Annotated in this window: 20 protein-coding genes; 11 read left to right on the forward strand and 9 right to left on the reverse strand. The window is 61.2% G+C overall.

The annotated features are described in order from the left end of the window. Positions 1-4: 4 nt before the first annotated feature. From accB to gcbA, 5 genes are all read right to left on the reverse strand, one after another. The gene (gene accB, locus ACX3YD_RS19135) at positions 5-466 is read right to left on the reverse strand and encodes an acetyl-CoA carboxylase biotin carboxyl carrier protein (RefSeq protein WP_103403264.1); all 462 of its coding nucleotides are present in this window, start codon (positions 464-466) and stop codon (positions 5-7) included. Positions 467-514: 48 nt separating this feature from the next. Then, positions 515-967, reverse strand: a complete 453-nt coding sequence (gene aroQ / locus ACX3YD_RS19140; protein ID WP_458960767.1) for a type II 3-dehydroquinate dehydratase — start codon at positions 965-967, stop codon at positions 515-517. A gap of 132 nt (positions 968-1,099) precedes the next feature. Next, positions 1,100-2,842 (reverse strand): protein-disulfide reductase DsbD, encoded by a 1,743-nt coding sequence (locus tag ACX3YD_RS19145; protein ID WP_458960768.1) that lies wholly within the window; start codon positions 2,840-2,842, stop codon positions 1,100-1,102. A 189-nt stretch (positions 2,843-3,031) separates the two neighbouring features. Then, the gene (locus ACX3YD_RS19150) at positions 3,032-4,978 is read right to left on the reverse strand and encodes a methyl-accepting chemotaxis protein (protein ID WP_458960769.1); all 1,947 of its coding nucleotides are present in this window, start codon (positions 4,976-4,978) and stop codon (positions 3,032-3,034) included. 50 nt (positions 4,979-5,028) lie between these two features. Next, complete coding sequence (gene gcbA / locus ACX3YD_RS19155) at positions 5,029-6,699, reverse strand: diguanylate cyclase GcbA (protein WP_103403262.1); 1,671 nt, start codon at positions 6,697-6,699, stop codon at positions 5,029-5,031. A 515-nt stretch (positions 6,700-7,214) separates the two neighbouring features. Here gcbA and ACX3YD_RS19160 point away from each other — a divergent pair. The 6 genes from ACX3YD_RS19160 (at position 7,215) to ACX3YD_RS19185 (ending at position 13,975) form a co-directional block, all read left to right on the forward strand. After that, entirely contained in the window at positions 7,215-8,282 is a 1,068-nt protein-coding gene (locus tag ACX3YD_RS19160) for a DUF2333 family protein (RefSeq protein ID WP_103403261.1), read from the forward strand. Between the two features lie 3 nt (positions 8,283-8,285). After that, positions 8,286-8,843, forward strand: a complete 558-nt coding sequence (locus tag ACX3YD_RS19165; protein ID WP_047536994.1) for an NUDIX hydrolase — start codon at positions 8,286-8,288, stop codon at positions 8,841-8,843. 279 nt (positions 8,844-9,122) lie between these two features. Continuing rightward, on the forward strand, positions 9,123-9,494 hold the full coding sequence (locus tag ACX3YD_RS19170) for a translation initiation factor Sui1 (protein ID WP_103403260.1): 372 nt from the start codon (positions 9,123-9,125) through the stop codon (positions 9,492-9,494). Positions 9,495-9,712: 218 nt separating this feature from the next. Further along, positions 9,713-11,626, forward strand: coding sequence for an arginine decarboxylase (speA, locus tag ACX3YD_RS19175; protein WP_458960770.1), 1,914 nt, complete (start codon positions 9,713-9,715; stop codon positions 11,624-11,626). A 232-nt stretch (positions 11,627-11,858) separates the two neighbouring features. Then, positions 11,859-13,181, forward strand: a complete 1,323-nt coding sequence (locus ACX3YD_RS19180) for a contractile injection system protein, VgrG/Pvc8 family (protein ID WP_458960771.1) — start codon at positions 11,859-11,861, stop codon at positions 13,179-13,181. After that, positions 13,178-13,975: a DUF4123 domain-containing protein gene (locus ACX3YD_RS19185; RefSeq protein ID WP_458960772.1), complete on the forward strand. Its 798-nt coding sequence runs from the start codon at positions 13,178-13,180 to the stop codon at positions 13,973-13,975. Before ACX3YD_RS19180 ends, ACX3YD_RS19185 begins: the two co-directional genes overlap by 4 nt. Here the strand turns inward: ACX3YD_RS19185 and ACX3YD_RS19190 are convergent. Further along, positions 13,966-15,315, reverse strand: a complete 1,350-nt coding sequence (locus ACX3YD_RS19190; RefSeq protein ID WP_130206430.1) for an MATE family efflux transporter — start codon at positions 15,313-15,315, stop codon at positions 13,966-13,968. The genes ACX3YD_RS19185 and ACX3YD_RS19190 overlap by 10 nt on opposite strands. A gap of 65 nt (positions 15,316-15,380) precedes the next feature. Next, positions 15,381-15,674 (reverse strand): hypothetical protein, encoded by a 294-nt coding sequence (locus ACX3YD_RS19195; protein ID WP_103403256.1) that lies wholly within the window; start codon positions 15,672-15,674, stop codon positions 15,381-15,383. 193 nt (positions 15,675-15,867) lie between these two features. On the opposite strand from ACX3YD_RS19195, the gene ACX3YD_RS19200 reads away from it, so the two are divergent. The 5 genes from ACX3YD_RS19200 to ACX3YD_RS19220 all read left to right on the forward strand — a co-directional run bounded on the left by ACX3YD_RS19200 (position 15,868) and on the right by ACX3YD_RS19220 (position 20,267). Continuing rightward, on the forward strand, positions 15,868-16,170 hold the full coding sequence (locus ACX3YD_RS19200; protein ID WP_047537017.1) for a MazG-like family protein: 303 nt from the start codon (positions 15,868-15,870) through the stop codon (positions 16,168-16,170). Continuing rightward, positions 16,170-16,919, forward strand: coding sequence for a methyltransferase domain-containing protein (locus ACX3YD_RS19205; protein WP_090465255.1), 750 nt, complete (start codon positions 16,170-16,172; stop codon positions 16,917-16,919). The genes ACX3YD_RS19200 and ACX3YD_RS19205 overlap by 1 nt, the downstream gene beginning before the upstream one ends. Positions 16,920-16,931: 12 nt before the next feature. Further along, positions 16,932-17,549, forward strand: coding sequence for a DUF4136 domain-containing protein (locus ACX3YD_RS19210; protein ID WP_103403254.1), 618 nt, complete (start codon positions 16,932-16,934; stop codon positions 17,547-17,549). 54 nt (positions 17,550-17,603) lie between these two features. Beyond that, entirely contained in the window at positions 17,604-18,161 is a 558-nt protein-coding gene (locus ACX3YD_RS19215; RefSeq protein WP_103403253.1) for a DUF4136 domain-containing protein, read from the forward strand. Between the two features lie 183 nt (positions 18,162-18,344). Continuing rightward, positions 18,345-20,267, forward strand: coding sequence for a pilus assembly protein TadG-related protein (locus ACX3YD_RS19220; RefSeq protein WP_458960773.1), 1,923 nt, complete (start codon positions 18,345-18,347; stop codon positions 20,265-20,267). Here ACX3YD_RS19220 and ACX3YD_RS19225 read toward each other — a convergent pair. Then, the gene (locus ACX3YD_RS19225) at positions 20,252-22,999 is read right to left on the reverse strand and encodes a PAS domain-containing protein (RefSeq protein ID WP_458960774.1); all 2,748 of its coding nucleotides are present in this window, start codon (positions 22,997-22,999) and stop codon (positions 20,252-20,254) included. The two genes, ACX3YD_RS19220 and ACX3YD_RS19225, sit on opposite strands and share 16 nt — an antisense overlap. After that, positions 22,996-23,436: a TadE/TadG family type IV pilus assembly protein gene (locus tag ACX3YD_RS19230; protein WP_458960775.1), complete on the reverse strand. Its 441-nt coding sequence runs from the start codon at positions 23,434-23,436 to the stop codon at positions 22,996-22,998. Before ACX3YD_RS19230 ends, ACX3YD_RS19225 begins: the two co-directional genes overlap by 4 nt.

Raw genomic sequence — 23,436 nt, forward strand, 5'->3', positions numbered from 1 at the left:
CGGTTCAAACGATGGTGAACAGCGGTTGGTCGTACTCAACCGGCTGGCCGTCTTCGACGAGGATGGATTCGATCACACCGCTGGTTTCAGCTTCGATGTGGTTCATCATCTTCATGGCTTCAACGATGCACAGGGTGTCGCCTTTCTTCACAGTCTGGCCGACTTCAACGAAGGACGGCGAGGTTGGCGAAGACTTGCGATAGAACGTGCCGACCATCGGCGAACGGGCAACGGTGCCGTTCAGCGCTGGTGCGGCCGCAGCAGCAGGGGCGGCAGCGGCAGCCGGAGCAGCAGCGACAGGCGCGGCAGCCGGGGCATGCATTGGAGCCGGTGCGTAGTACTGCTGAGCCGGGGTCTTGCTATGACGGCTGATGCGTACGGACTCTTCGCCTTCCTTGATCTCGAGCTCGTCGATGCCGGACTCTTCCAGCAATTCGATCAGTTTCTTAACTTTACGGATATCCATGAATCATCAACTCCCAAGGGTCGGTCAGGGGCGTTTAACGCTTGTTGTTCAAGCTGTTGCCTGTTTTTCAAGCTGCTCTAGGGCGGCCTCCAGGGCCAGTCGATAACCGCTGGCGCCAAGGCCGCAGATCACTCCCACCGCTACGTCGGAGAAGTAAGAGTGATGGCGGAAAGGTTCGCGTTTGTGCACGTTAGACAAATGCACTTCGATGAATGGGATGCTCACCGCCAGCAACGCGTCACGTAATGCGACACTTGTATGTGTAAAAGCTGCTGGGTTGATCAAAATGAAATCCACGCCTTCAGTGCGAGCGGCGTGGATGCGGTCGATCAATTCGTACTCGGCATTGCTTTGCAGGTGCAGCAAATGGTGGCCGGCTTCACTGGCCCGGCGTTCCAGGTCCTGGTTGATCTGCGCCAGTGTCGTGGCGCCGTAGGTGCCCGGTTCACGGGTGCCAAGCAAGTTCAGGTTGGGTCCGTGCAGAACCAGTAGGGTCGCCATCGGCTGTTCCTTTGTTATCCGTGTGCAATTGTCAGAACCCGGCGACTATGCCGCAAAGCCTTTGTGACTGTCCAGTTCTCTGCAATAGCCAGCACGATGCCCGATGTTTGCGCGAGTTATATGACCGCTTGATTAAATCTGGTCATTCGCCCTGGCGACACGTTCGGCGAAGTCCGCCGCATTGATCTCGCCGATCACCCGCACTTCGGCACGTTCGATGCCGTCCTTGCCGAAAAACATCAGTGCCGGAGGCCCGAACAGTTTGTAGCGGTCGAGCAGGGCGCGTTGCTCGGCATTGCTGGCGGTGATGTCGAAGCGAATCAGCCGGTAGCGCTTGAGCCGTTCAACAACCGTGGAGTCGTTGAGCACTTCGTGTTCGATGACTTTGCAACTGATGCACCAGTCGGCGTACCAGTCGAGCAGCAGCGCAGTGCCCGACGCGCGGGCTTCGGCCAGTGCGCGGTCGAGGTCGGCCGGGGTGCTGACGGTCTGCCATGCATTGCTGTTGGGCGCTGGCGGGTTGCCGGCAACCGTGCGCGTCTGGCCGATCGGGTTGAACGGATCGGTCTGTCCGCTGAACGCGCCATACCAGCAGGCCAGCGCATAAAACAGCAGAAACAACCCGAGCAATTGACCCAGGCGTTTTCGAGGCGGTTTGTAGACGAACTCCAGCGCGCCCATGAAAAGGCCGACACCACCGGCCAGCAAGCCGATCAACAGCAAGGTGACCTGCCCGGGCATGACGCGGCTGAACAGGCCGATCGCCAGCCCGAGCAGTAATACGCCAATCGCGTTTTTCACGTAGACCAGCCACGGCCCGCTCTTCGGCAACCAGGCGGCTCCCCCCGTGGCCACCAGCAGCAACGGTGCACCCATGCCGAGGCCGAGCATGAACAGTTTCAGGCCTCCGCCCAAGGCATCGCCGCTGGCACTGATGTAGAGCAGCGCGCCGGCCAGAGGTGCCGAGACGCAAGGTGAAACCAGCAGGCTCGAGACCACGCCCAGCACGGCGGCGCCCCACAACGAACCGCCTTCGGTGCGTCCGGCGATGCGATCGAGTCGGCTGCTGATCGCGTGTGGCAACTTGAGTTCGAACACGCCGAACATCGCCAGGGCGAACACGGCGAAAAACATCGCGAACGGCACCAGCACCCAGGCTGATTGCAGGCGTGCCTGCAAGTTGAGCTGCGCGCCAAACAATCCCATCAAGGCCCCGAGGAGGGCGAAGCAGGTGGCCATCGGCAGTACATAGGCCAACGACAGATTGAACCCGCGCCAGCCACCGACCTGGCCGCGCAACACCACACCGGAAAGAATCGGCAGCATGGGCAGTACGCAGGGCGTAAAGGTCAGGCCCAGGCCCGCGAGAAAGAACAGCGCCAGTTCACGCCAGCCCCAGTCACGGGCTGTCGTTGCGCCGTTGCCATTGATGTTCAGGCGCTCGGTCTCGGGTGGGTAGCACAGGCCTTTATCGGCACAGCCCTGATAGGTCACGGCCAGGGTAAAGGCGCGTTGATCAGTGCGCGGCAGTTCCACGTCGAGAATGCCGTGGTAGACCTCGACGTCGCCAAAGTACTCGTCATGCTTCTTTTGCCCGTCCGGCAGTCGTGCAGTGCCGAGGACGATATCGGCTGGGTCGGCGCGAAACTGAAAGCGGTGGCGGTAGAGGTAATAACCTTCGGTGGCCACGAAGCGCAGCTTGATCGATTGCGGCGTGCTTTCCACCAGGCTGAGCTGGAAGGCTTCGCGCACCGGCAGGAAATCGGCGCTGTTGTTGATCGAACCCAGCGTCGAACTGGGCCGACTCTCCAGCAGCCCGGTGGCGGTGGCCGGCAGGGCGAGCACTAAAAGCAGCAGGCAGAGCAAACGGCGCATGACAATCTCGCGTATCGGAATTGGGGGCATGATAGCGGACAGTCGTTCGGTGTGCAGAGCCACGGAAGTGTGGTGAGTGAACTGACGCCATCGCGGGCAAGCCCGCTCCCACAGTGATCTTCAGTGAACACAAACATTGTGTACTGCCAAGAATCCAGTGGGAGCGGGCTTGCCCGCGATAGCAATTCGTCAGACGCGGAACGCCTGAACGGCCGTATGCAGTTGCCCGCCCAACACCAGCAGGTTTTCCCCTTGCTCTCGCCCTTCGCCAATGCGCAGCAAGTTATCCCCACCCAGTTGGTGAATCCGCTCGCTGTGATCGCGGATCTCGCTGACAGCGCCACTCTGCTGGGCGGTGACATCGGCAATGCGCACGGCTGTCTCGGAAATGGTCTGGATCGCTCCGACGATTTTATCCAGCGCACCGTCGGCCGCCTGGGCCTGGTTGGCGGTGGCTTCGGCGTGTTCGACCTGGGCGCGCATGCCTTCGACCGATTGCCGCGCGGCAGTTTGCAGGCCGGCGATCAGGGTCTGGATTTCTCCCGTGGCGCCGGCGGTGCGTTGTGCCAGGGAGCGCACTTCTTCGGCCACTACGGCAAAGCCGCGCCCCATTTCCCCCGCGCGAGCGGCTTCGATGGCCGCGTTCAGGGCCAACAGGTTGGTCTGGTCGGCAATCGAACGGATCACGGTCAACACACCGCCGATGGTGGCCGACTCCTCGGCCAAGTGTTCGATCATCTGCGCATTGCCTTGCACTTCACCCACCAGCGCATGCAGGCCGGTGAGGCTCAGGCCGATGACTTGCTGCCCGTGCGCGACGGCCTGGCCAGCGTGGCGGCTGGCATCGGCAGCCTGACTGGCATCGCCGGCCACTTGTTGAATGGTCGCTTCCAGTTCGCTGAGCGAATCACGGATCATGGCCGTGTCACCGGCCTGATGTTCGGCGCCGCTGTGCAGGTCATTGCTCAACTCTGCCAGGGTTCGGCTGCTGCCGGCGACCTGCTCGGCGTTGAGGCGGATGGTGCCCACCAGATCCACCAGATAGGCGCGCAGGCGATTGAGCGAGGCTTCGATGTCTTGCAGTTCGCGGTTGGTTTTGCCCAATTGAATGTCGCGACTGAAATCGCCTTCGGCCCAGGTGGACAGGGCCGGAGCGAGGTTGGTCAGGGTTCGGGCCAGCTTGCGTTGCAGGGTGTCGATGAGCAGGGCGATCAGCAAAATCAGGCCGATCATCACGCCTTGCATCAATCGCACTTCGCTCTGGATCTGTCCGTGTTGGGCGCGTACCACGGGCTCAAGACCGGCGATCGCTTGCTGTACGGCGGTGATTTTCAGGTGGGTCGCGGCACTGAGGTCGGCGCGTTTCTGGATCTGCTCGCGGGTGCGCGCCAGTTCCGCCGGGTAGCGGGTGAGGAGGCTGTTCAGTTCACGCTTGAGGCCGACGCCGGCATCTTCCGCAACGGCTTTTTCAGTGTTTTCCAGCCCCATCATGGCGGCGAAATCATCCGTATTCGATTCAGCGCTGACGGCCACGCCCAGCAGTAGCAGGGCATCCAGCTGCTCAGCCTGTGCACGGATGTTGGCGACTTCGCGCTCGACATCGGCAGCCAGTTCGCTGCGGCCGCTGCTGACCAGTTTGTCGCGAGCCAGGGAAAGTTTGCCCAGGTGCTGGGCGGCGGCGAGCAATGGTGTCAGGTAAGCCGCGTTGCCACTGGCGTACTGGCTGAGTTGGTCAAGGCTGGCGCCGAGTTCCCGTTCGGCTTGCAGCAACAGGGCTTGCGGGTCTCCCGCGAGTTTGCCGGCGGCGAGCAGGTCGGTTTTGCTGAATTCGTCCAGGGTCGACAGGCTGGGGCGCAAGGTTTCGGCCAGGGCCGGCGGCAATTCGCCGAGTTCGTTCTGTAAACCATCGATCGCCTGGCTGGCGCTGCTCAAGCGCAGGGCATCGCCGCTGGCGAGATAGTCTTCGACGTTGCGCGCGACTTCATTTTGAAACCGCTGGGACAGGCCGAGGTATCGCTCCATCAACAGATAGGGGCGTTCGAGGGCCTTTTGCGACCACCAGAGTGTCGCGCCAAGGGCTACGCAGACGGCAACTAAAAGAAGGGTATTGAGATTGGTCAGCAGCTTAAGGCGCATCGTGTCTACCAACGGCAGATTGATAAGCGCCTGAATTTATTGCGTTTCTGTTACAGGGTTATGACTGATGGAGTGATTTGCGATGAAAAAGTGGCACTTTGCTTTGACGTCCTGGCCGCCTGTACGCGATTGCGCCCGGCGTCTTTGGCCCGATAGAGCGCCTCGTCCGCCTGGCTGGCCATCAACAGGCTGTCCGAGTGTTCACACAACTCGACCACCCCGGCACTGAAGGTGCACCAAAGATCGTGGGGTTGAGCGGGGTAATGAATTTCGGCAAACCGCTGACGTATTTCATCGAGTACCCGGTAGGCCGCCTCAAGGTCTGTGTCGGGCATGACGATGGCGAACTCTTCGCCGCCGTAACGGCCGATAAAGTCGGTCTTGCGCAGTCGTTGCTTGAGAAACAGGGCCAGGCTCTTGATCACGCGGTCGCCCATGGGATGGCCGTGGCTGTCATTGACCCGTTTGAAGTGGTCGATGTCGAGCATCGCAAAGCTCAGCGGCTTGTTCTCGCGGCGGGCGCGGAACGAGCAGTCTTCGAGCAATTGCAGAATGTGGGTGTGGTTGTACAACCCGGTGAGGCTGTCGCGGACCATCCGTGCCTTGAGGTTGCGTGCCCGTGCCGCGCGGTTGCGCACGGTGGTGATCAGGTGCCGGGGCTTGATCGGCTTGGTCAGGAAGTCGTCGCCCCCTTCGCTCATGGCGTCGAGTTGCTTGTCCAGATCGTCTTCGGCCGACAGGTAAATGATTGGCACGCTGACGTAACGGTCGTTGTGGCGAATCACCTTGGCCAGTTCCGTACCGGTGCACGCCGGCATGTACATGTCGAGGATGATCAGGTCCGGTTGAAAGTCCGCCAGCTCGGCCATGGCCTGGATCGGCTCGATCAAGGTCCGGGTGACGATCCCTGCGCTATTAAGGAGGCGTTCGGTGTGCAGCGCCTGGGCGCGGGAGTCGTCGATGATCAGCACTTTATAAGGTTCGTACTGGGCGACGCAGGTCAGGACTTCGATTTTCTCCAGCAGGCTCGAGGCTTCGAGGGTACCGGTGAGAAACTCCTGGCCACCGGCTCGCACTGCGGCGAGGCGGGTCGGGGTGTCGGTTTCGTGCAGGCTGAAGAACAACAGCGGCAAACGATGATCGAGGCCTTCCTGGGCTTCGGCGGCCAGTTTCAGGCCGATGCCGGGGCCGCTGAAATCCACGTCCATGACAATCGCCGCTGGCAGGCGCTCAACCATTGAGGAACGAAACGCCGCCACGCTGTCCAGGGACTGGGCGCTGAGGCCAAAGAACTCAAGCTGTTTGGCCAGACGTTCGGCACGGTCATGATCTTGCAGCATCACGTAGATCGGCTTGCGCAGGGGCGGCAGGAAGGTTTGGTCGAGCTGATCGCCATGACGTAGGCCGGTACGCGACAAGCGTTGCATCAAGCGATTGAGGTCGGTGATCAGGCCGCTGCTCAGTCGTCCGCGATTGGCGTCGACAGCTTCCAGCGACTGGCTGATATGGCGGGCCAGTTGCGTGTGTTCCGGTTGCTCGAAACGTTCGGCGAAACGCAGCAGGCGCAGATTGGCCTCGCTCAGTTCCGACAGGTCATTGGTCGACCACTCGCTGCGCTGCAGGCGCTGCCATATCTCAAGAATCTGACGTGCTTGATGAATTACCCGCTGGGCAAAGTGATGCTTGAGGCGCTCGCGGCTGGGGTCTTCTGGCTCGGTCATATCCTGACTACTAGTTAGGGTGCACGCTGAGGGTCGACTGGTGGCTCTATGCTAGCACCTCTTTTCGATTGTATGAGTGTTGTAAGTCAATAATCTGTAAAGCACCTTCATTCAGTTTGTGACTGTTCGGTCTTTAATTGAATGGCTGTTCTTTGGAGGGCCTTTTAGATCGGGGCTTTCAGGGTTTTTCTGGTTTGGCAGGGTGCCGATTCTGGTGGTTTTCCAGCCTTGCCCGGCAACGATTCGCGGCGTTTTGACGGGACGGATTGACGACGATTTTCGTTTTTCGGAGGTAGGGGAATCCCCTACAAGCTTTCTGTCAGGCCCTGAGCCGTCGTCGCAAAAAACAACCGATCAATACCGGCCCTGATAGTCAGCCGCCGGCAACCCCGGGTTTTTTCGCGAACGAGGCGACTAATTTTCAGCATCAACCCAACGGCGGGTGCCGGGCCAAGGCACGTTGTTGTATGGTTGTGGTCGAACCGATGAACCCAAGTGATTGAAAGGATATCGCCATGCTGGACTGGAAGAACCGCGCCGGTAGCGCGCCTGAACGTGCCGCTGAACCGAAGTCGGCTACCCGCAGTTATCTGGGCGGCCTGTTGTTCAGTCGGGCGCTGCTCACACTGCTAGTGATCTACCTGGTGGTAACGAGCATTCTGGGCTGGTACTGGAGCCAGGAGCCATCGCTGTTTCCGGTGCAGCAGAATGCCCAAATGGCGGCCGAGAAAGAAGGCAAGCAGATGGTGGTCGGCTATACCACGGTCGAAACCCTCAAGACCGTCGCCGGTACATTGCTGAACAAGCCAGGCGGCTACATTTCCAACGACCGTTTCCCGCCGGGCCTGTGGATGGACAACATGCCGAGCTGGGAATATGGCGTGCTGGTCCAGGTGCGTGATCTGAGTCGTGCGATGCGCAAGGACTTCGCCCGTTCGCAATCGCAGTCCACTGAAGACGCCGATCTGGCCAAGGCCGAGCCGCGTTTCAACTTCGACAATAAGAGCTGGGTGTTGCCGTCCAGTGAGTCCGAGTATCAGGAAGGCATCAATTCCCTGAGTCGCTATCAGGCGCGCCTGTCTGATCCGAACCAGAAGACGGCCCTGTTCTATGCCCGTGCCGACAACCTGAACAACTGGCTGGGTGATGTCGGGACTCGCCTGGGGTCGCTGTCGCAACGCCTGTCGGCCAGCGTCGGCCGAGTCAAGCTCAACACGGCGTTGAAAACCGAAGTCGTGGCACCGGGTGTGGCGCCGCAGGTTGACGAAGAAATCGTCGAAACCCCGTGGATGCAGATCGACAACGTATTCTATGAAGCCCGTGGTCAGGCCTGGGCCCTGTCGCACTTGCTGCGCGCTATCGAGGTCGATTTCGCCGATGTGCTGGCGAAGAAGAACGCCACGGTCAGCGTGCGCCAGATCATCCGTGAACTGGAAGCTTCGCAGGAACCGGTATGGAGCCCGATGATCCTCAATGGCAGCGGCTTCGGTGTGCTGGCCAACCACTCGCTGGTCATGGCCAACTACATCTCCCGCGCCAATGCGGCGGTGATCGATTTGCGTCAACTGCTGAATCAGGGCTGAGTCATGGTCGATAGTGCCAAGGAGGCTGCCCACCGGGCAGCTTCGGATGCTGAACAGATCGCCTGGGTCGACGAGCAGGACAACCCGCTCGGAGCCTTGGTGCGTGCCGATCTGCGCGAGCGCGGGCTGATCGGGCGGGGCACCTACATCATGCTGTTCAATTCCGCCGGTGAGCTTTGCGTGCACCGTCGAACCCTGAGCAAAGCGATTTATCCCGGATATTGGGACGTCGCGGCGGGTGGTATGGTGCTGGCCGACGAAAGTTATGCCGAGTCGGCGGCCCGCGAGCTGGAAGAAGAGCTTGGCGTGAGCGGTGTGGAATTGACCGCCCATGACCATTTTTTCTTCGAAGACACCGGCAACCGGCTCTGGTGCTCAGCGTTTTCGGCGGTGTGGGACGGTCCGTTGGTCCTGCAACCGGAGGAGGTGCTTGAGGCGCGTTTTCTGCCAATCGACGAAGTGCTTCGGGAAATCGACGAAAAGCCTTATTGCCCGGACTCATTGGCCGCGCTGAAACGCTATCTCAGGGCCCGCGGCGGCGACGTCGCAAAAGAGCTGTAAATTGGCGCCGATTGGCTCTTAGCAATCGGCGTTTTTGCCGTTACACTGCGCGACCTTTTGTAGGAGCGAGCCTGTTCGCGAAAAACGCAAGGACGACGCGTGCTGCCGAGTGCCGCGCGTTATCGTTGATGTCCATCGCTGCGATGCGGCGACCCGACAAGCCAGCTCCTGCAGTGATGTACTGTTTCACTAGCGCTGCCCCTGCCTGAGTGGGGTTTCGCGGTCGATAGCCTTTCCCAAGTGCTGCGACCAGTCTTTGTCCTCCCAAGAGGATTGCCGGTGGCCAAAAAAGCCGCATCCTTCGCCGCCCTCGGTGGCCTGGTATTTTCCACCGACGCAGGTCGTCATTGCCCGGATTGCAGTAAACCGGTGGACGCCTGTATCTGCAAACAGACCGTTATTCCGGCCGGCGACGGCATCGCTCGCGTGCGTCGCGAAAGCAAGGGCCGTGGCGGCAAGACGGTGACGACCATCACCGGCGTGCCGCTGGCTGAAGACGCGCTCAAGGAGCTGGCCACGACGTTGAAAAAACGTTGCGGCACCGGTGGGGCGTTGAAAGACGGGATCATTGAAATCCAGGGCGACCATGTCGAGCTACTCTTGGCCGAGTTGACCAAACACGGTTTCAAAGCGAAGAAATCCGGCGGCTAGCAGCCTCTGTGAAAACCACCCGTGGCTTGACCCGGTCCTGATGAACGTCAGGTCTGGCGTCGTCATCATGGTTTTCACAGAGCCTGTTCATGACCGGTTTCTAAACTCACTGCCGTCGACGGGGTCTACCCCTCGTTGACGAACCGTCATTTTCATTCTTTAGACTGCGCCGGCCTGAATCCAGGCGACGCACTATGACTTCTTTATAGGGGACTTCGATGTCCGTACGACGCACACGCAAAGACGATGGCAGCCAATGGACAGTTGCGGACAGCCGCAGTGTTTACGGGATTCGCCATTGGGGGGCCGGGTATTTCGCGATCAACGACGCCGGTCGCGTCGAAGTTCGTCCGAACGGCCCGAGCAGCGCGCCGATCGACCTGTTCGAGCAAGTCGACCAGTTGCGTAAAAGCGGCTTGTCCTTGCCGCTGCTGGTCCGTTTCCCGGACATTCTGCAAGACCGCGTGCGTCAGTTGACCGGTGCGTTCGACGCCAACATCGAACGCCTGGAATACCAAAGCAAATACACCGCGTTGTACCCGATCAAGGTCAACCAGCAGGAAGCGGTGATCGAAAACATCATCGCTACCCAGAACGTCTCCATCGGCCTGGAAGCCGGCTCCAAGCCTGAACTGCTGGCGGTACTGGCACTGGCGCCGAAGGGCGGCACCATCGTCTGCAACGGCTACAAGGACCGTGAGTTCATCCGTCTGGCGCTGATGGGCCAGAAACTCGGCCACAACGTGTTCATCGTGATCGAGAAAGAGTCCGAAGTCGGCCTGGTGATCGAAGAAGCGGCGTCGCTCAAGGTCAAGCCCCAGGTCGGGCTGCGCGTGCGTTTGTCCTCCCTGGCGTCGAGCAAGTGGGCGGACACCGGTGGTGAGAAATCCAAGTTTGGTCTGTCGGCGGCGCAGTTGCTGTCAGTGGTCGAGCGTTTCCGTGCTGCCGGCCTGGATCAAGGCATTCGCCTGCTGCACTTCCATATGGGGTCGCAGATCGCCAACCTGGCGGACTACCAGCACGGTTTCAAGGAGGCGATTCGCTACTACGGCGAACTGCGCAACCTCGGCCTGCCGGTGGATCACATCGACGTCGGCGGCGGCCTGGGCGTCGACTACGACGGTACGCACTCGCGTAACGCCAGTTCGATCAACTACGACATGGACGATTACGCGGGTGTCGTGGTCGGCATGCTCAAGGAGTTCTGCGACGCGCAGAGCCTGCCGCACCCGAACATTTTCTCCGAGAGCGGCCGTTCCCTGACGGCGCACCACGCCATGCTGGTGGTGCAGGTCACCGACGTCGAGAAACACAACGACGACGTGCCGCAGATCGAGAACAAGGAAGCGCTGCCGGAAACCGTGCAGTGGCTGGTGGACCTGCTCGGCCCGACCGATATCGAAATGGTCACCGAAACCTACTGGCGCGCCACGCACTACATGAGCGATGTGGCCTCCCAGTATGCCGACGGCAAGCTGACCCTGGCGGAAAAAGCCCTGGCCGAGCAATGCTACTTCGCCGTGTGCCGTCGCCTGCACAACTCGTTGAAGGCGCGCCAGCGCTCCCACCGCCAGGTGCTCGACGAACTCAATGACAAGCTGGCCGACAAGTACATCTGCAACTTCTCAGTATTCCAGAGCCTGCCGGACACCTGGGCCATCGGCCAGGTTTTGCCGATCCTGCCGCTGCACCGCCTCGACGAGGAGCCGCTGCGTCGCGCCGTGCTGCAGGACCTGACTTGTGACTCGGACGGAAAGATCAAGCAGTACGTCGACGAGCAGAGCATCGAAACCAGTCTGCCGGTGCACGCGCTGAAGGACGGTGAAGACTACCTGCTGGGCATCTTCCTGGTCGGCGCCTATCAGGAAATTCTCGGCGACATGCACAACCTGTTCGGTGACACCGACTCGGTGAACATCTATCAGAACGCCGACGGCAGCGTGTATCACGCGGGTATCGAAACCCACGACACCATCGAAGACATGCTGCGTTACGTGCACCTGTCGCCAGAAGAACTGATGACCCACTACCGCGACAAGTGCGCCAGTGCCCGCATCACTGCCAGCGAGCGCACCCAGTTCCTCGATGCCCTGCGTCTGGGCCTGACCCGTTCGTCTTACCTGTCTTCTTGAGGTAAGCCCCGCTCTCATCAGGTTGTCTGAAAATTTACCGTACGCTGCGGAAACTTCAGATGACCTGGTGCGACACCTCTCTTTCTCTAAGCGAAACGACCTACGTCCTCGTCCATCCAGGCCATTTAGTCCTCTTTTCGCGTAGGTCATTTCCTAAGTTGTACTTCGCCTCTCTACTCGGCCATGTCTCTCGGCGAGAATCCCCGACCGCCCCTCCTGTAGAGAATCGCCGATGTTCGATCCAGTCAACGAACCCGCATTTCGTCTGGACGTAGCTGGTCTGTCCGACACCTTCGAGGTCCTGGCCTTTACCGGTAGAGAATCCATCAGCGAGCCATTCGTGTTTGACATTGAGTTGCTGATCGATGACCTGAGCCTTGACCTCTCCAGCCTGTTGTACCGTTCGGCCTCCCTGCATTTCGGGCCACCGGGAAACCGTGTGCACGGACAGCTGCATGAGCTGGTCCAGCGCGACCACGGGCCGTTGGCCAGGCTCTGTCATGTTCGTCTGGGCCCACGGTTGGCTTGCCTTTCCCAGCGTTCCAGCCAACGCATCTTCAGTGCCCGCTCGGTGCCGCAAATCCTCGATCAGGTGCTCAAGGAGCACGGCATCGTCGGTCCGAACCGGCGCTTCGAACTGGGCGGTGATTACCCGCCTCATGATTTCTGTACGCAGTACCGGGAATCGGATCTGCAATTCGTTCAGCGCCTGTGTGCCCAGGAACGGCTGCACTACCACTTCGAACATCGGCCGAGAGGACACTGCGTGGTGTTTTCCGATGGTCGGGGCTGTTTTTCTCGTGGCGAAAGGGCGTTGTTCAACAGCGATGGCGAACAACCGGCGGTGCGTCGTTTCGAGGTTCGACAATGCGCGCAGAGTGCGGTGCAGCGCGCGCAATGTCACACGGATCTGCCAACACTGCGCAGCGGGCAGATGATGCCGCTCGCCGAACATCCGGTGGCCGAGTGGAATCGATCGTGGTTGCTGACCCATGTCGAGCATCAGGGCTGTCAGGACCCGGACGTTCCCTACAGCAACCAGGTGCGTGCGATGCGTTGGGAGGTGTCGTTCGAGTCGCCTCATTCTGCACGCAAACCGGTCATGCACAGCCTGCAACGGGCCTGGATTGTTGACGTCGATGAGCCCCGGCCCGATCCGTCCAGGCCTGTGGCGGTGCAATTTGACTGGCTTTATCAAGGCGAGGGAGCAGCGCCCAGTCATTGTTGGCTGCCGATATCACCGGAGCTGGAAGCGGCAAATGTCGCTCGTTTGAGTGAAGGCACGGAAGTGGTGGTGAGTTTCATCGAAGGCGATCCGGATCAACCATTGATTATCGGCGTTCTTAACCCGATGCAGATGCCCGAAGCGGTCGAGACACCCGGTTCGCTCTCTATTGACGACGATCCGCCCGAAGGTATTCAGGGCTGGTTGTGCTCTGGAGAGCCCTTGTTGTTGCTGTGCCTGCTTCCCGGGGGCGGCAGTTTCAATCATTGTGAACAGGCTTTTTGTGCCTGTCGGGCGGCGTTGCGGCTTGGCCAGAGTGGTGCGGCATGATCGCCGTCGAGATGCCCGAATCGACCCCGCTCTGGTTTTTGCTGGATACACCGGGTGTGCCACAAGCGGGCGCCGCCCTGCCGCACCGGTTTGCGCATGCGCGGTGGTTCTGGCTGTTCGAAGGCACGGAGTGGCATGCGCTGCGCGAGCAAGGTCCGGCCCTGATCGATCTGCGGAGCTGTCCGATTCTGGCCCGGGCGTGCCAGCGCGATGCGCGGTACTGGCGTGGCCTGCTGTTGATCAGCGAGACATCGGCATCGGCCTTGCTGGCGCACTTGCGGCGCATGCTCACGGTCGGTTTCGGCGCGCATCACCGCGCCTTGCTGAGTTACTACAACCCTTGCACCGCCAGTTACTTCTTCGATGCCTGCGACGCCGGGGAGCTGAGTCGCTGGCTGGGGCCGATCAGCCAGTTGCGCTGGTTCGGTGGCACCTGGGCGGACCGGGCCAACGGCAGCCAGGGCTGGCAACGGCTGCTCAATCCGGGACTTGCCGTCAGCCCGCTGGCGATCGAAGAAGCACTCAGCCCCCATCAGAAGGCAAGGCTGCAAACCTGCCTGCTGGAGCACCACACCTGGCAATGGTTCAAATCCACCGGCACCGATTACCGCACGCTGTGGTCCCATCTCCAGGAAGGGCTGGCATTGGGGTTCAGCGAGCGCGCGGTGCTCGATGGCTGGTTATGGCTACGCTTGCAGCACCCGGAGGCTGTTCCCGATCTGCCGCTGCCGGGCGCTACCCAGAAAGAGCGCCTCGATTTCCTGCGCAACCGTTGGCAGAACCCTCAACCCTGAATCTGCACGAACCAGCCATCGTTGCGCCGCAGACGCCAGGCAATCGCGCCCAGGGTCAGGCTGCGCAACACCATGAACAACAGGAAGGTTATCCACAGGCCATGGTTGCCGAAACCTCGCAACGCCCAACCGAACGGCACCAGCAACGCCACCGTCAGCAGCATGCCGTTGCGCATTTCCCGGGCGCGGGTCGCGCCGATGAACAGGCCATCGAGCAGGTAGCTCCAGACCGCGATCAACGGCAGCGCCGCGAGATAGGGCAGATAGATGAACGCGGTGTCGCGCACACTTTGAATATCGGTCTGCATCTCGATGAACAGATGCCCGGCAAACAGGAACAACGCGGCAAAACCGAGACTCGCCAGCAGCGACCAGCCGCAGGCGACCACCAATGAGCGGCGCAGGGCCTCGCGGTCACGAGCCCCGATGGCATGGCCGCAAAGGGCTTCGACGGCGTGGGCCAGACCATCCAGTGCATGAGCGGTCAGCAGCAGGCCGTTGAGCAACAGGGCGTTGGCGGCGACGGTGGCATCCCCCAGTCGTGCACCTTGCACCGTGATCAGAAAAAACACCGATTGCAGGGCCAGGCTGCGGATGAAGATATCGCGATTGACCGCCAGCAGAGGTCGCCAGCTCTGCCACAGCGCCAGTGCGGCCCAGGCGATGTGGCCAGGGTAGGCGCGCAGGGCCTGGCGGGTCATCAGCAGGCCGATCAGGGCGCCGGTCCACTCGGCGATGACTGATGCACGGGCGGCACCCACCACGCCCCATTCCAGGCCGAGGACAAACCAGAGATTCAGCGCAATGTTGACCAGGTTGGTGCTCAGCAGAATCACCAATGGCGCGCGGGCGTTCTGCGTGCCGAGAAACCAGCCGACCAGTGCATAACTGGCCAGCGCCGCTGGCAGGCCGAAGAGCCGCGTGTGGAAGAACTCGCGGGTCATTTGGTCCAGTTCCGCCGACGGCTGCATGAAATGCAGGGCGACGCCACTCAACGGCACACCCAGCGCACCCAACACCACGGCCAGTCCCATGGCCAACAGCAACCCTTGCAATAAAATCTGTCGCAGCGCCGCGCCATCGCCACGGCCGGCCGCCTGGGCAGCGAATCCGGTGGAGCCCATGCGCAGAAACCCCATGGCCCAGGCGAGAAAGGTATACAGGCTGGCCCCGACCGCGACGGCACCGAGTTGATGGGCGTGGGGCAGGTGGCCGATGACGGTGCTGTCGACCAGCGCCACCAGGGGAACGGAAATGTTCGAGAGGATCATCGGCGCAGCCAGCGCCCAGACCCGGCGATGGGTCGGGCGGTCGCGCCAGTCGGCAATCAGGTTGGACATGCAGGCTCCTTGAGGAGCGGGCATTGTAGCGACACATTTTGGATTTGCCGCGCTCCTACAGGGTGTCAGTGAACCACCCAGCTCAACAACCAGAGGCCCAGCATCAACCAGATGATTCCCATGATGAACGAGGCGTTCATGAACGCGCGGATCGCCGACCACAACACCACCAATCCCAGGATCAGCGTGGCAATGCTGATGATCGACGTGTCCATGCCCAGGGCGCGGGACAAGCCTTCGACAAAATTGCTGCTGGCGCGGCTCATCATCTGGAACAACCCGCTGAGGCCATCAACGATGAAACGGATGACGGAACCGAGGGCCTGGCCGAGCCATTCGAAAAAACCTTCTACCTGCATGGAATGAGCGTCCTGATAATGAAAGGCGGGGTTGCCGGACTTAAGCCTTGGGCTGTCGATTGCAGCGCCGGGTTCCCCACAAGCATAGAGGGTTGTCTTGCCGCTGTGGGAACGATCCGGTGACCACGATTCGCCTCTGCCGCTTGCCTTCATCCGCCATCCCCCCGAAGCTATACGCCTTCAGGAGAACCCGATGAACCTTGTTGAACTGACCGAACGCCTGCACGCTATCCGTGATCGCAATGACTGGCGGCAATTTCACAGCCCGAAAAACCTGGCCATGGCCGCGAGCGTCGAAATGTCCGAGCTGGTGGAAATTTTCCAGTGGCTGACCGAAGACCAGTCGCGCCAGTTGCCGGCGGACCAACTGGCTCATGCCGGGCAGGAAGTCGGCGACATCGTCCTCTATCTATTGCTGTTGTGCAGCGAGTTGGGTCTGGACATGAATGAAGTGGTGCGCAGCAAGCTGGCGGACAGCGAACGGAGGTTCAGCTGATGAGCGATCGTCATTTCGACCAGTTGGCGACCCGCTTCGCCGAAAAAATCTACGGCGGCGCCAAAGGTGCGATCCGGCTGGCAGTGCTGCAGGCGGATCTGGCCGAAACCTTGCCGGATCGCCCGCTGCGCGTACTGGACATTGGCGCAGGCCTCGGCCACATGTCGCTGTGGCTGGCACAACGCGGCCACCAGGTGACGCTGGCCGAGCCCGCCGAACCCATGCTCGAAGGCGCCCGCCAGCGTTTCGCCGAGGCCGGGCAAGCGGCAACGTTCATTCAGGCGCCCTGGCAGGATCTGCTCGGCCAACTCAACGAACCTTACGATCTGGTGCTCTGTCATGCGGTGCTGGAGTGGCTGGCCGAACCCCATGCGATCCTGCCGGTGCTGCATCAACTGACCAAGGCAGACGGCTGGCTCTCCCTGGCCTTTTATAACCGTGATGCGTTGATCTACCGCAACTTGCTCAAGGGCCATTTCCGCAAGATGCGCAAGAACGACATGGCGGGCGAGAAGCAAAGCCTGACCCCGCAACAGCCCCTTGATCCACGGGAGTTGGCGGCGCAACTTGAAGGTCTGTGGCAAGTCGAAACCCAGAGCGGCGTGCGGGTTTTTCACGATTACATGCCGGTGGAATTCCAGGCCCGCGCCGAGCTGGTGGACTTGCTGGAAATGGAACTGGCCCATCGTCGTCACCCAAGCTTTGCCGGGCTTGGGCGTTATTTGCACTGGATTTGTCGGCCGGTCTGATCGGAGTATGAAATGAGCAGTCGTTCAGGGTTGTTAGTTCTGTGTCTGGGGTTGGCGGCTTGTCAGGGCAGCAATCCCTATGTGGCAACCTCCAACCCTTTGCCACCGGCGCCGCCTCAGGCAGCCAACACCTTCGATCGCAGCGCTTACCCGGCTGCGCCACGTGATTACGGTCGCTACCGCAGTTGGGCCTGGCTCAATGGGCAACTGCCGCCGGGCAGCGCATGGGCCGACTCGGCGCAGGTCGCCGAAGCGGTCAGCAATGCCCTCGATCAGCGCGGCTTGCGCCCGCTGCATGACAATCGCCCGGCGGACCTGTTTGTCAGCGCCAACCTGCGCCTGGAAACCCGCCTGCGCCAGGTCCAGGATGACTATGGCTATTACGGCGGCGGCTACTACGGCGGTCACGGCGGTTATGGCAACGGCGTTGGCATGTACAACACGGTGCCGATCGTCCGCACTTATCAGGAACAGGTCGTGGTGGTGCAGGTCGATATGTTCGACGCACAAAGCGGCCAGCCGGTCTGGAGTTCCAGCGCCGAAACCCTGCGCAAGGGCACGCAGATGGAACAGGCCGATGCGATTCGGGAGGCTGTGGAAAAGGCAATGTCGGCGTATCCTCCGAGTTAGCTTCTGTCGTTATGGAGCGTTTCGCAGGTTCATGCCTTCTACCGGAGAATCATCATGTTCCGCCGTTTCGTTTTACTGGCAGTGGCCGCGCTGCTCAGTGCCTGCGCCGCCAACCAGGTCAATCATGACTTCGACGCCAGCCGCGATTTCTCCGCCTATCGCAGCTGGAGCTGGAAAGAGCCCGCCCTGCAATATCGCCCCGACGACCCACGGATCAAGAGTGACCTGACCGAACAGCGCGTGCGCCAGTCGGTGGCCGATCAACTGGATCAGCGTGGCCTGCGCCCGGCTGCCGCAGGTGCCAAGGGCGATTTGAATGTGCAGACCTACCTGATTGTCGAGGAGCGCCAGCAGCAGATCAGCACCAACTATGGCGGCGGTTGGGGTAATCCCTGGAACGGCTATTGGGGCGCGCCGATGTACAACGAAACCCGCGTGGTTCCCTACAAGGTCGCCACTCTCCAGATCGATCTGCTCGATGGCAAGGACGGCAAACTGGTGTGGCGCGGCAGTGACGAGCAGATACTCAGCCGCACACCGAACCCTTCGGACCGCAGCGACGCGATACGCGAAACGGTCACCCGGATACTGTCCAACTATCCCCCACGATAAATACAACACAGCCGGCCTTGAGTGGTGCATTGCGCTTGAGGGCCTCTTCGCTGGCAAGCCAGCTCCCACAGGAATTTTTGTTGTCTGCGCTGGCGAGTTGCCAGCAGTCCTGATTTCCCTTGTCTATACTGCTTCACACCAACGGAGGTAGCGCTCGGCAGTGCGCCGGCAAAGGAGTGCTCGATGTCTCCCTGCTTGCAGTTTCGCGGTCCGGCCCGGCAACGGGGGGCGATTGGTTTGATGGCTGCCGGTACGCTGGCGCTGGCGCTGGGTTTCATGCTGTTGGTGATCGATAGCGGCAGGCTTTACCTGGAGCAGCGCAAACTGCAGCGCGTAGCAGACACCGCCGCACTGGAGGCGGTGACCCGCGATGGCAACTGCTCGTCCGGGGCGAGTGCCACCGCTTACGCCACCCAAAGCGCTACCCGTAACGGTTTTACCGTCAACGCCGACAACACGCTGACCGTCAGTTGCGGCACCTTGCAGATCGGCGCCGATCACTTGCGCGCCTTCAGCGCCGACCCGAAGAAGTCCGCTGCCGTTCAAGTCATCGCCACCCGCACGGTGGCCACCAGCGTCGCGGCCGGTATCGGCGCGTTGCTCTCCGGTGGGCCGGCCAGCCTCACGACCCGGCTCAGCGCCACGGCCGTCGCCGCCGAACCCAAGATCTCACTGGCGCAATTGAGCATCCGCAGCACCCTGTTGGGCGTCGATAGCTCACAATCCAGCCTCTTGAATCCGCTGTTCTCGACGCTGCTGGGGGGCAATGTCAACCTGAGCGTTGGCGGCTGGGATGGCTTGGTCAAGACCGATATCAAGCTGCTCAAATTCATGGACCAGCTCGCCATCGAACTGGGCGTGTCGGCCGGCAACTACACCACACTGTTGAACACGCAAGGCAACGTCACCCAGTTCATCAAGGCTGCGGCCACCGTGGTGAACCTCAACGGCGCCACGGCGGCCGTCACCACCGCGTTGGCCAACTTGCAGGTAGCGGCCACCAGCGCTTCGCCCATCAAACTGGGTGATTTGCTTCAGCTGCAAACCGGAACGCAGGCGGCAGGGCTGGACGCTACCGTGCAGTTGTTTCAATTGATTCAGGGGTTCGTTCAACTGGCCAACAAGAACAGCGCGGTGACTGCTGTGTTGCCAGTCAATGTATTGGGACTGGCGGGCGTGACCACCCGCATCAAGGTCATTCAACCGCCGCAATTCTCGGCGGTCGGCGACCCGGCGCTGGCGAAAGCAGCGCCGCTGGGCGTGAACAGAATCTACGTGCGCACTGCGCAGGTTCGCATCCTGGTGTCGGTGGACCTGTCGGTGATCAATGCCGTGCTGCAGTTGGTCAACTCGCTGTTGAGCCCGGTGGTGGGGCTGGTCAACACACTGCTGGCGCCCGGTTGTCTCCTGGGCAATTGCACCCAGACCGACCTGCAGATACTGCCCAATGGGCTCAACCTCGATCTGGGCATTGAAGCCGGCACGGGCAGCAGTTACGTCACGGACTATTCCTGCGCCAGCCCGACCAACAAAAGCCTCACCGCCACCACCAACATTTCCGCAGTGCAGGTCAAGGTCGGCCAGATCGACGACGCCATCTGGCTATCGTCGTCGCCGGCTCAAAGCCTGTCGCCGCTGACGCTGGTCGATATCGGTTCGAAAACCTGCAGTTTCTCAGGGTGTGGCGCACGAACCCCTTTCGGCGGTGGCGGCAGCGAAATCATGATCGACAGCCCGGTCGCCGGCACCACCGAGCCCAATTACACCTTTGCCAACCCCCATGAGATCAATGTGTCTGCGGACCCGACGCACCCGGTGATGGTGTCGGGTGTGGTCGGCAGTCTGAAGGGCACGCTCGGCGGGATCACGCTGATTCAACACACGCCCACCATTGGCAGTCTGTTGGGCAGTTTGTTGAGTACGTTGCTGTCGACGCTGTCCAACGTCGTCGCGCTGTTGGCATCGGCCATCAGTGGCCTGTTGGCGCCGCTGGTCGACCCGATCGTGAACAGCCTGCTGATGAACCTGGGGATCGACATCAACAAAGTTGACGTCGGCTTCAACCTGACCTGCGGCGAGAAAGGCAAAGCCTACCTGGTGATCTGATCCTCCTGCACAACCGGCAACTCGATACAAAACCGCGCACCCTCGGTGGAGTTGCGCACGCTCAGTTTGCCCCCCATGTTTTCGACGATGCCGTAGCTCACCGACAGGCCGAGCCCGGTGCCGATCCCGACCGGTTTGGTGGTGAAGAACGGTTCGAAAATCCGTTCCAGCAGTCGCGGGTCGATGCCGCCGCCGTTGTCCTCGACCCACAGGCGCACCGACTGCGGGTCACGTTCGGCGTACACCGCGATCCACGGTTTGAATTCGGGGTGGGTTTCACGCTTGCTCAGCAATGCATCCCGGGCGTTGACCATCAGGTTGATCAATACTTGTTCAAGCTGATCGACGTAACCGCGAACTTGCACCTCGAACCCGGTTTCGCTGATGCGCAGTTCCACCCCTTTGCCACGCATGCCTTCGGCCAATAACGACAGCGTGCCTTCGATGGCCTGGGCCGGATTGAACGGTTGTTGCTCGATCTCCGAGCGGCGGCCGAACACCCGCATGTGATCGACTACCCGCGCGGCGCGCTGTACCTGCGCATCGATGCGATTGAGCTTGTCGGTCAGGTAATCGACCTGCACGTCACCGTTGCCCAGGCGCTTGAGCACATTGATGATCGCCATGCGCATCACGTTCAGAGGCTGGTTGATTTCGTGGGCCAGGCCGGTGGCCATTTCGCCGAGGGTGGCCATTTTTGCGCTTTGGGTCAGTTGCTGCTGGGAACGCCGGACTTCAGTGTTGTCGCGGCCCACGGCCTGAATCTCCAGCAACTGGCCCTGCTCATCGAACACCCCGCGATCCGACCAGACCCACCAGGCGTGTTCCCGTCCCGGCAATTGCAGGTTGATTTCCGCGGTGCTCACCGGGAACTCCGGGCTCAGACGGGCCAGGCGCTGGAGGAAGGATTCGCGCTGTTGCGCCGACATCCAGTTGCCCAGGTTCAGCCCTGGCAGTTGCTCGGGCGTGCACTCAAGATACGCCGCCAGTGGCCGGTTGCCGAAGGTCAGGGACAGGTCGGGGCGGTATCGGCAGATCATCGCCGGAGAGTCTTCCACCAGAATCCGATAGCGCTCTTCGCTTTGCTTGACCTGTTCGGCCGCCACGGTCGCTTCGGTGACATCCAGCCACAGGCCCACGGCTTCCACCGGCAGACCCAGGTCGTCGCGCAAAAGCTTGGCCTCATCGAGCAACCAGTGGTAATCGCCACGACTGTCACGCAGTCGATAGCGGGCGCGCACCGAGCCTTCACGCAGCAGTTGCCGGGTACGCTCGAAATAACGATCACGGTCTTCGGGGTGGACCCGTTCAACCAACGCAGTCGTGGCGCAATCGGCGAGCGTCCAGCCGAGCAGCGGCAGCAGGCTGTCGCTGAAGAACGTCGGTTGCAACGCGCCTTCCCCATAACGCTGCACGTAAATCACCGCGGGCGAACTGGCGATCAGATTGTCCAGGCGTGCGTGTGCGGCGGCGGCGTGTTGTTCCTGGTTTTTGATGTCGCTGATGTCGAGCATGAAACCCACCAGGCGCCGATGGCGGCCGACACCCAGGGCCTGGCCTTGCAAGCGATACCAGCTCGGCGGCAGCGCGGCGTCGGGGCGATAGAAACGCACGCACAGCATCAAAGGCGTGCCTTCGTCCAGCAGGTCTTGCAAGCGACTGCGCAGTTCTTCGCGGTCAGCGGGATGTACCTGATCGAGCCAGTCGTTCAGCGGTAAACGCCCGCTGGCAAGGTTCAGGGTGCTGGCCAGCGAGGGCGCCAGTTGCACCTCGGCCCTGTCGCTGAACACTTCCCACCAGCCGGCGCCCAGCAAAGCCTGCAGCGATTCCAGGCGCTCCATTTGCAGGTGATGCCGTTGCTCACGGGAGCGTTCCAACAAGGGACCGGCGAGCGCTGAGGCAAACTGCAGCCAATCGCGCTCGCTGACATCGGGCGCCCGTTGTTGCACCGGATAGCAACCACACAGCAACCAGGCCGCCACGCCTTGAGCATCGTGATAAGGCACGACGAACCCCTCGGCATTGCCAAAGATAACTTGCAGACGGGGGTGTTCGACAGGGTTCAGGTGCTGCGGTGCGGAGCCGTTCAGGCTGTCCAGGCCGGTCCCCAGCCGTTGTCCGGTGTGCCACAGTTGTGGCGCATCGAAGCCTGCAAAGTGCTGGTGAATCTGCCAGCCCTGTTCTTGCTCGTCGAGCAATGCCAGGGCGATGCAGGGGATGTGAAAGCGTTGGGCCAGGCATTGCAATTGATCGGTGAGCATTTCCGGCAAGCGCGTCAGGCTGCACAGACGCAATTGCTCGCCGATCTGCACCGCGAGCAATCGGCATTGTTCGCTCACCCGCGATTGCCGGCGCTCGAGTAGCAGGTCGCCGATGTCCAGCAACTGCAGCAGCCAGGCATCGGCCAAAGGCTGGACCCAGCCACGCAGGTGCAGGGTTTGACCACTGAGTGTGCAGAAGTCCAGGTCCAGGGCCTGGCCCTGCCAATCGGCGGGGGAGCCTTCGACGACGAGGCCGCAATGCGGGAGCAAAAAGTCGAGCAGATGCGGGGCCCGGGCGTCGGGTACCTGCTGGGCCAGCACGTGTCGCAGCGGTCCGGTCAGGTGCAGCACGCGACCTTCGGTGTCCAGATGCATCTGTAAACCGACACCGGGCATGCTCGGCGCTTGCAGGGCCTCCAGAGGCGGATGGCGGTTGAGCAAGCGCCCGAAGAGTTTATCCCCGGCACTCAAAATTGCAGGCTCGAACTGGCGGTGAGGGTCGCGGGCAGATCAGGCACTTGACCTATTCCCGGCAGGTTCAGAAATGGAATGACAGCATTCAATTTACTGGTGGGGTAGTTGATGCTCACCTTCAGGACTCCGCCGACATAGGTGGTGGTGGCGTCAGTGGCAACGTTGAAGTTCAGACCCGCAGGAATCCACGCCAGTTGCCGGGTCAGTTCCTGCGTGGCGGTGGACTTCAACTGGGCTTCGTAACCGGGAGTATTCGGGTCCAGTGCCACGCTCCGGCGCACGGCTTCGGCCGTCGACTGGTTGAACGACTGCATCAGCAGCAGCGGCAGGCTGTACGTGACAATCGCGTAAAACACGCCGAAAAAAATGACGAAGACCAAGGCGAACTCAATCGCTGCGGCACCTTTTTGCTTGCGCGGGGAGCTGGTTTTCAT

The sequence above is a fragment of the Pseudomonas fluorescens group sp. PF-1 genome (genome assembly GCF_054481335.1).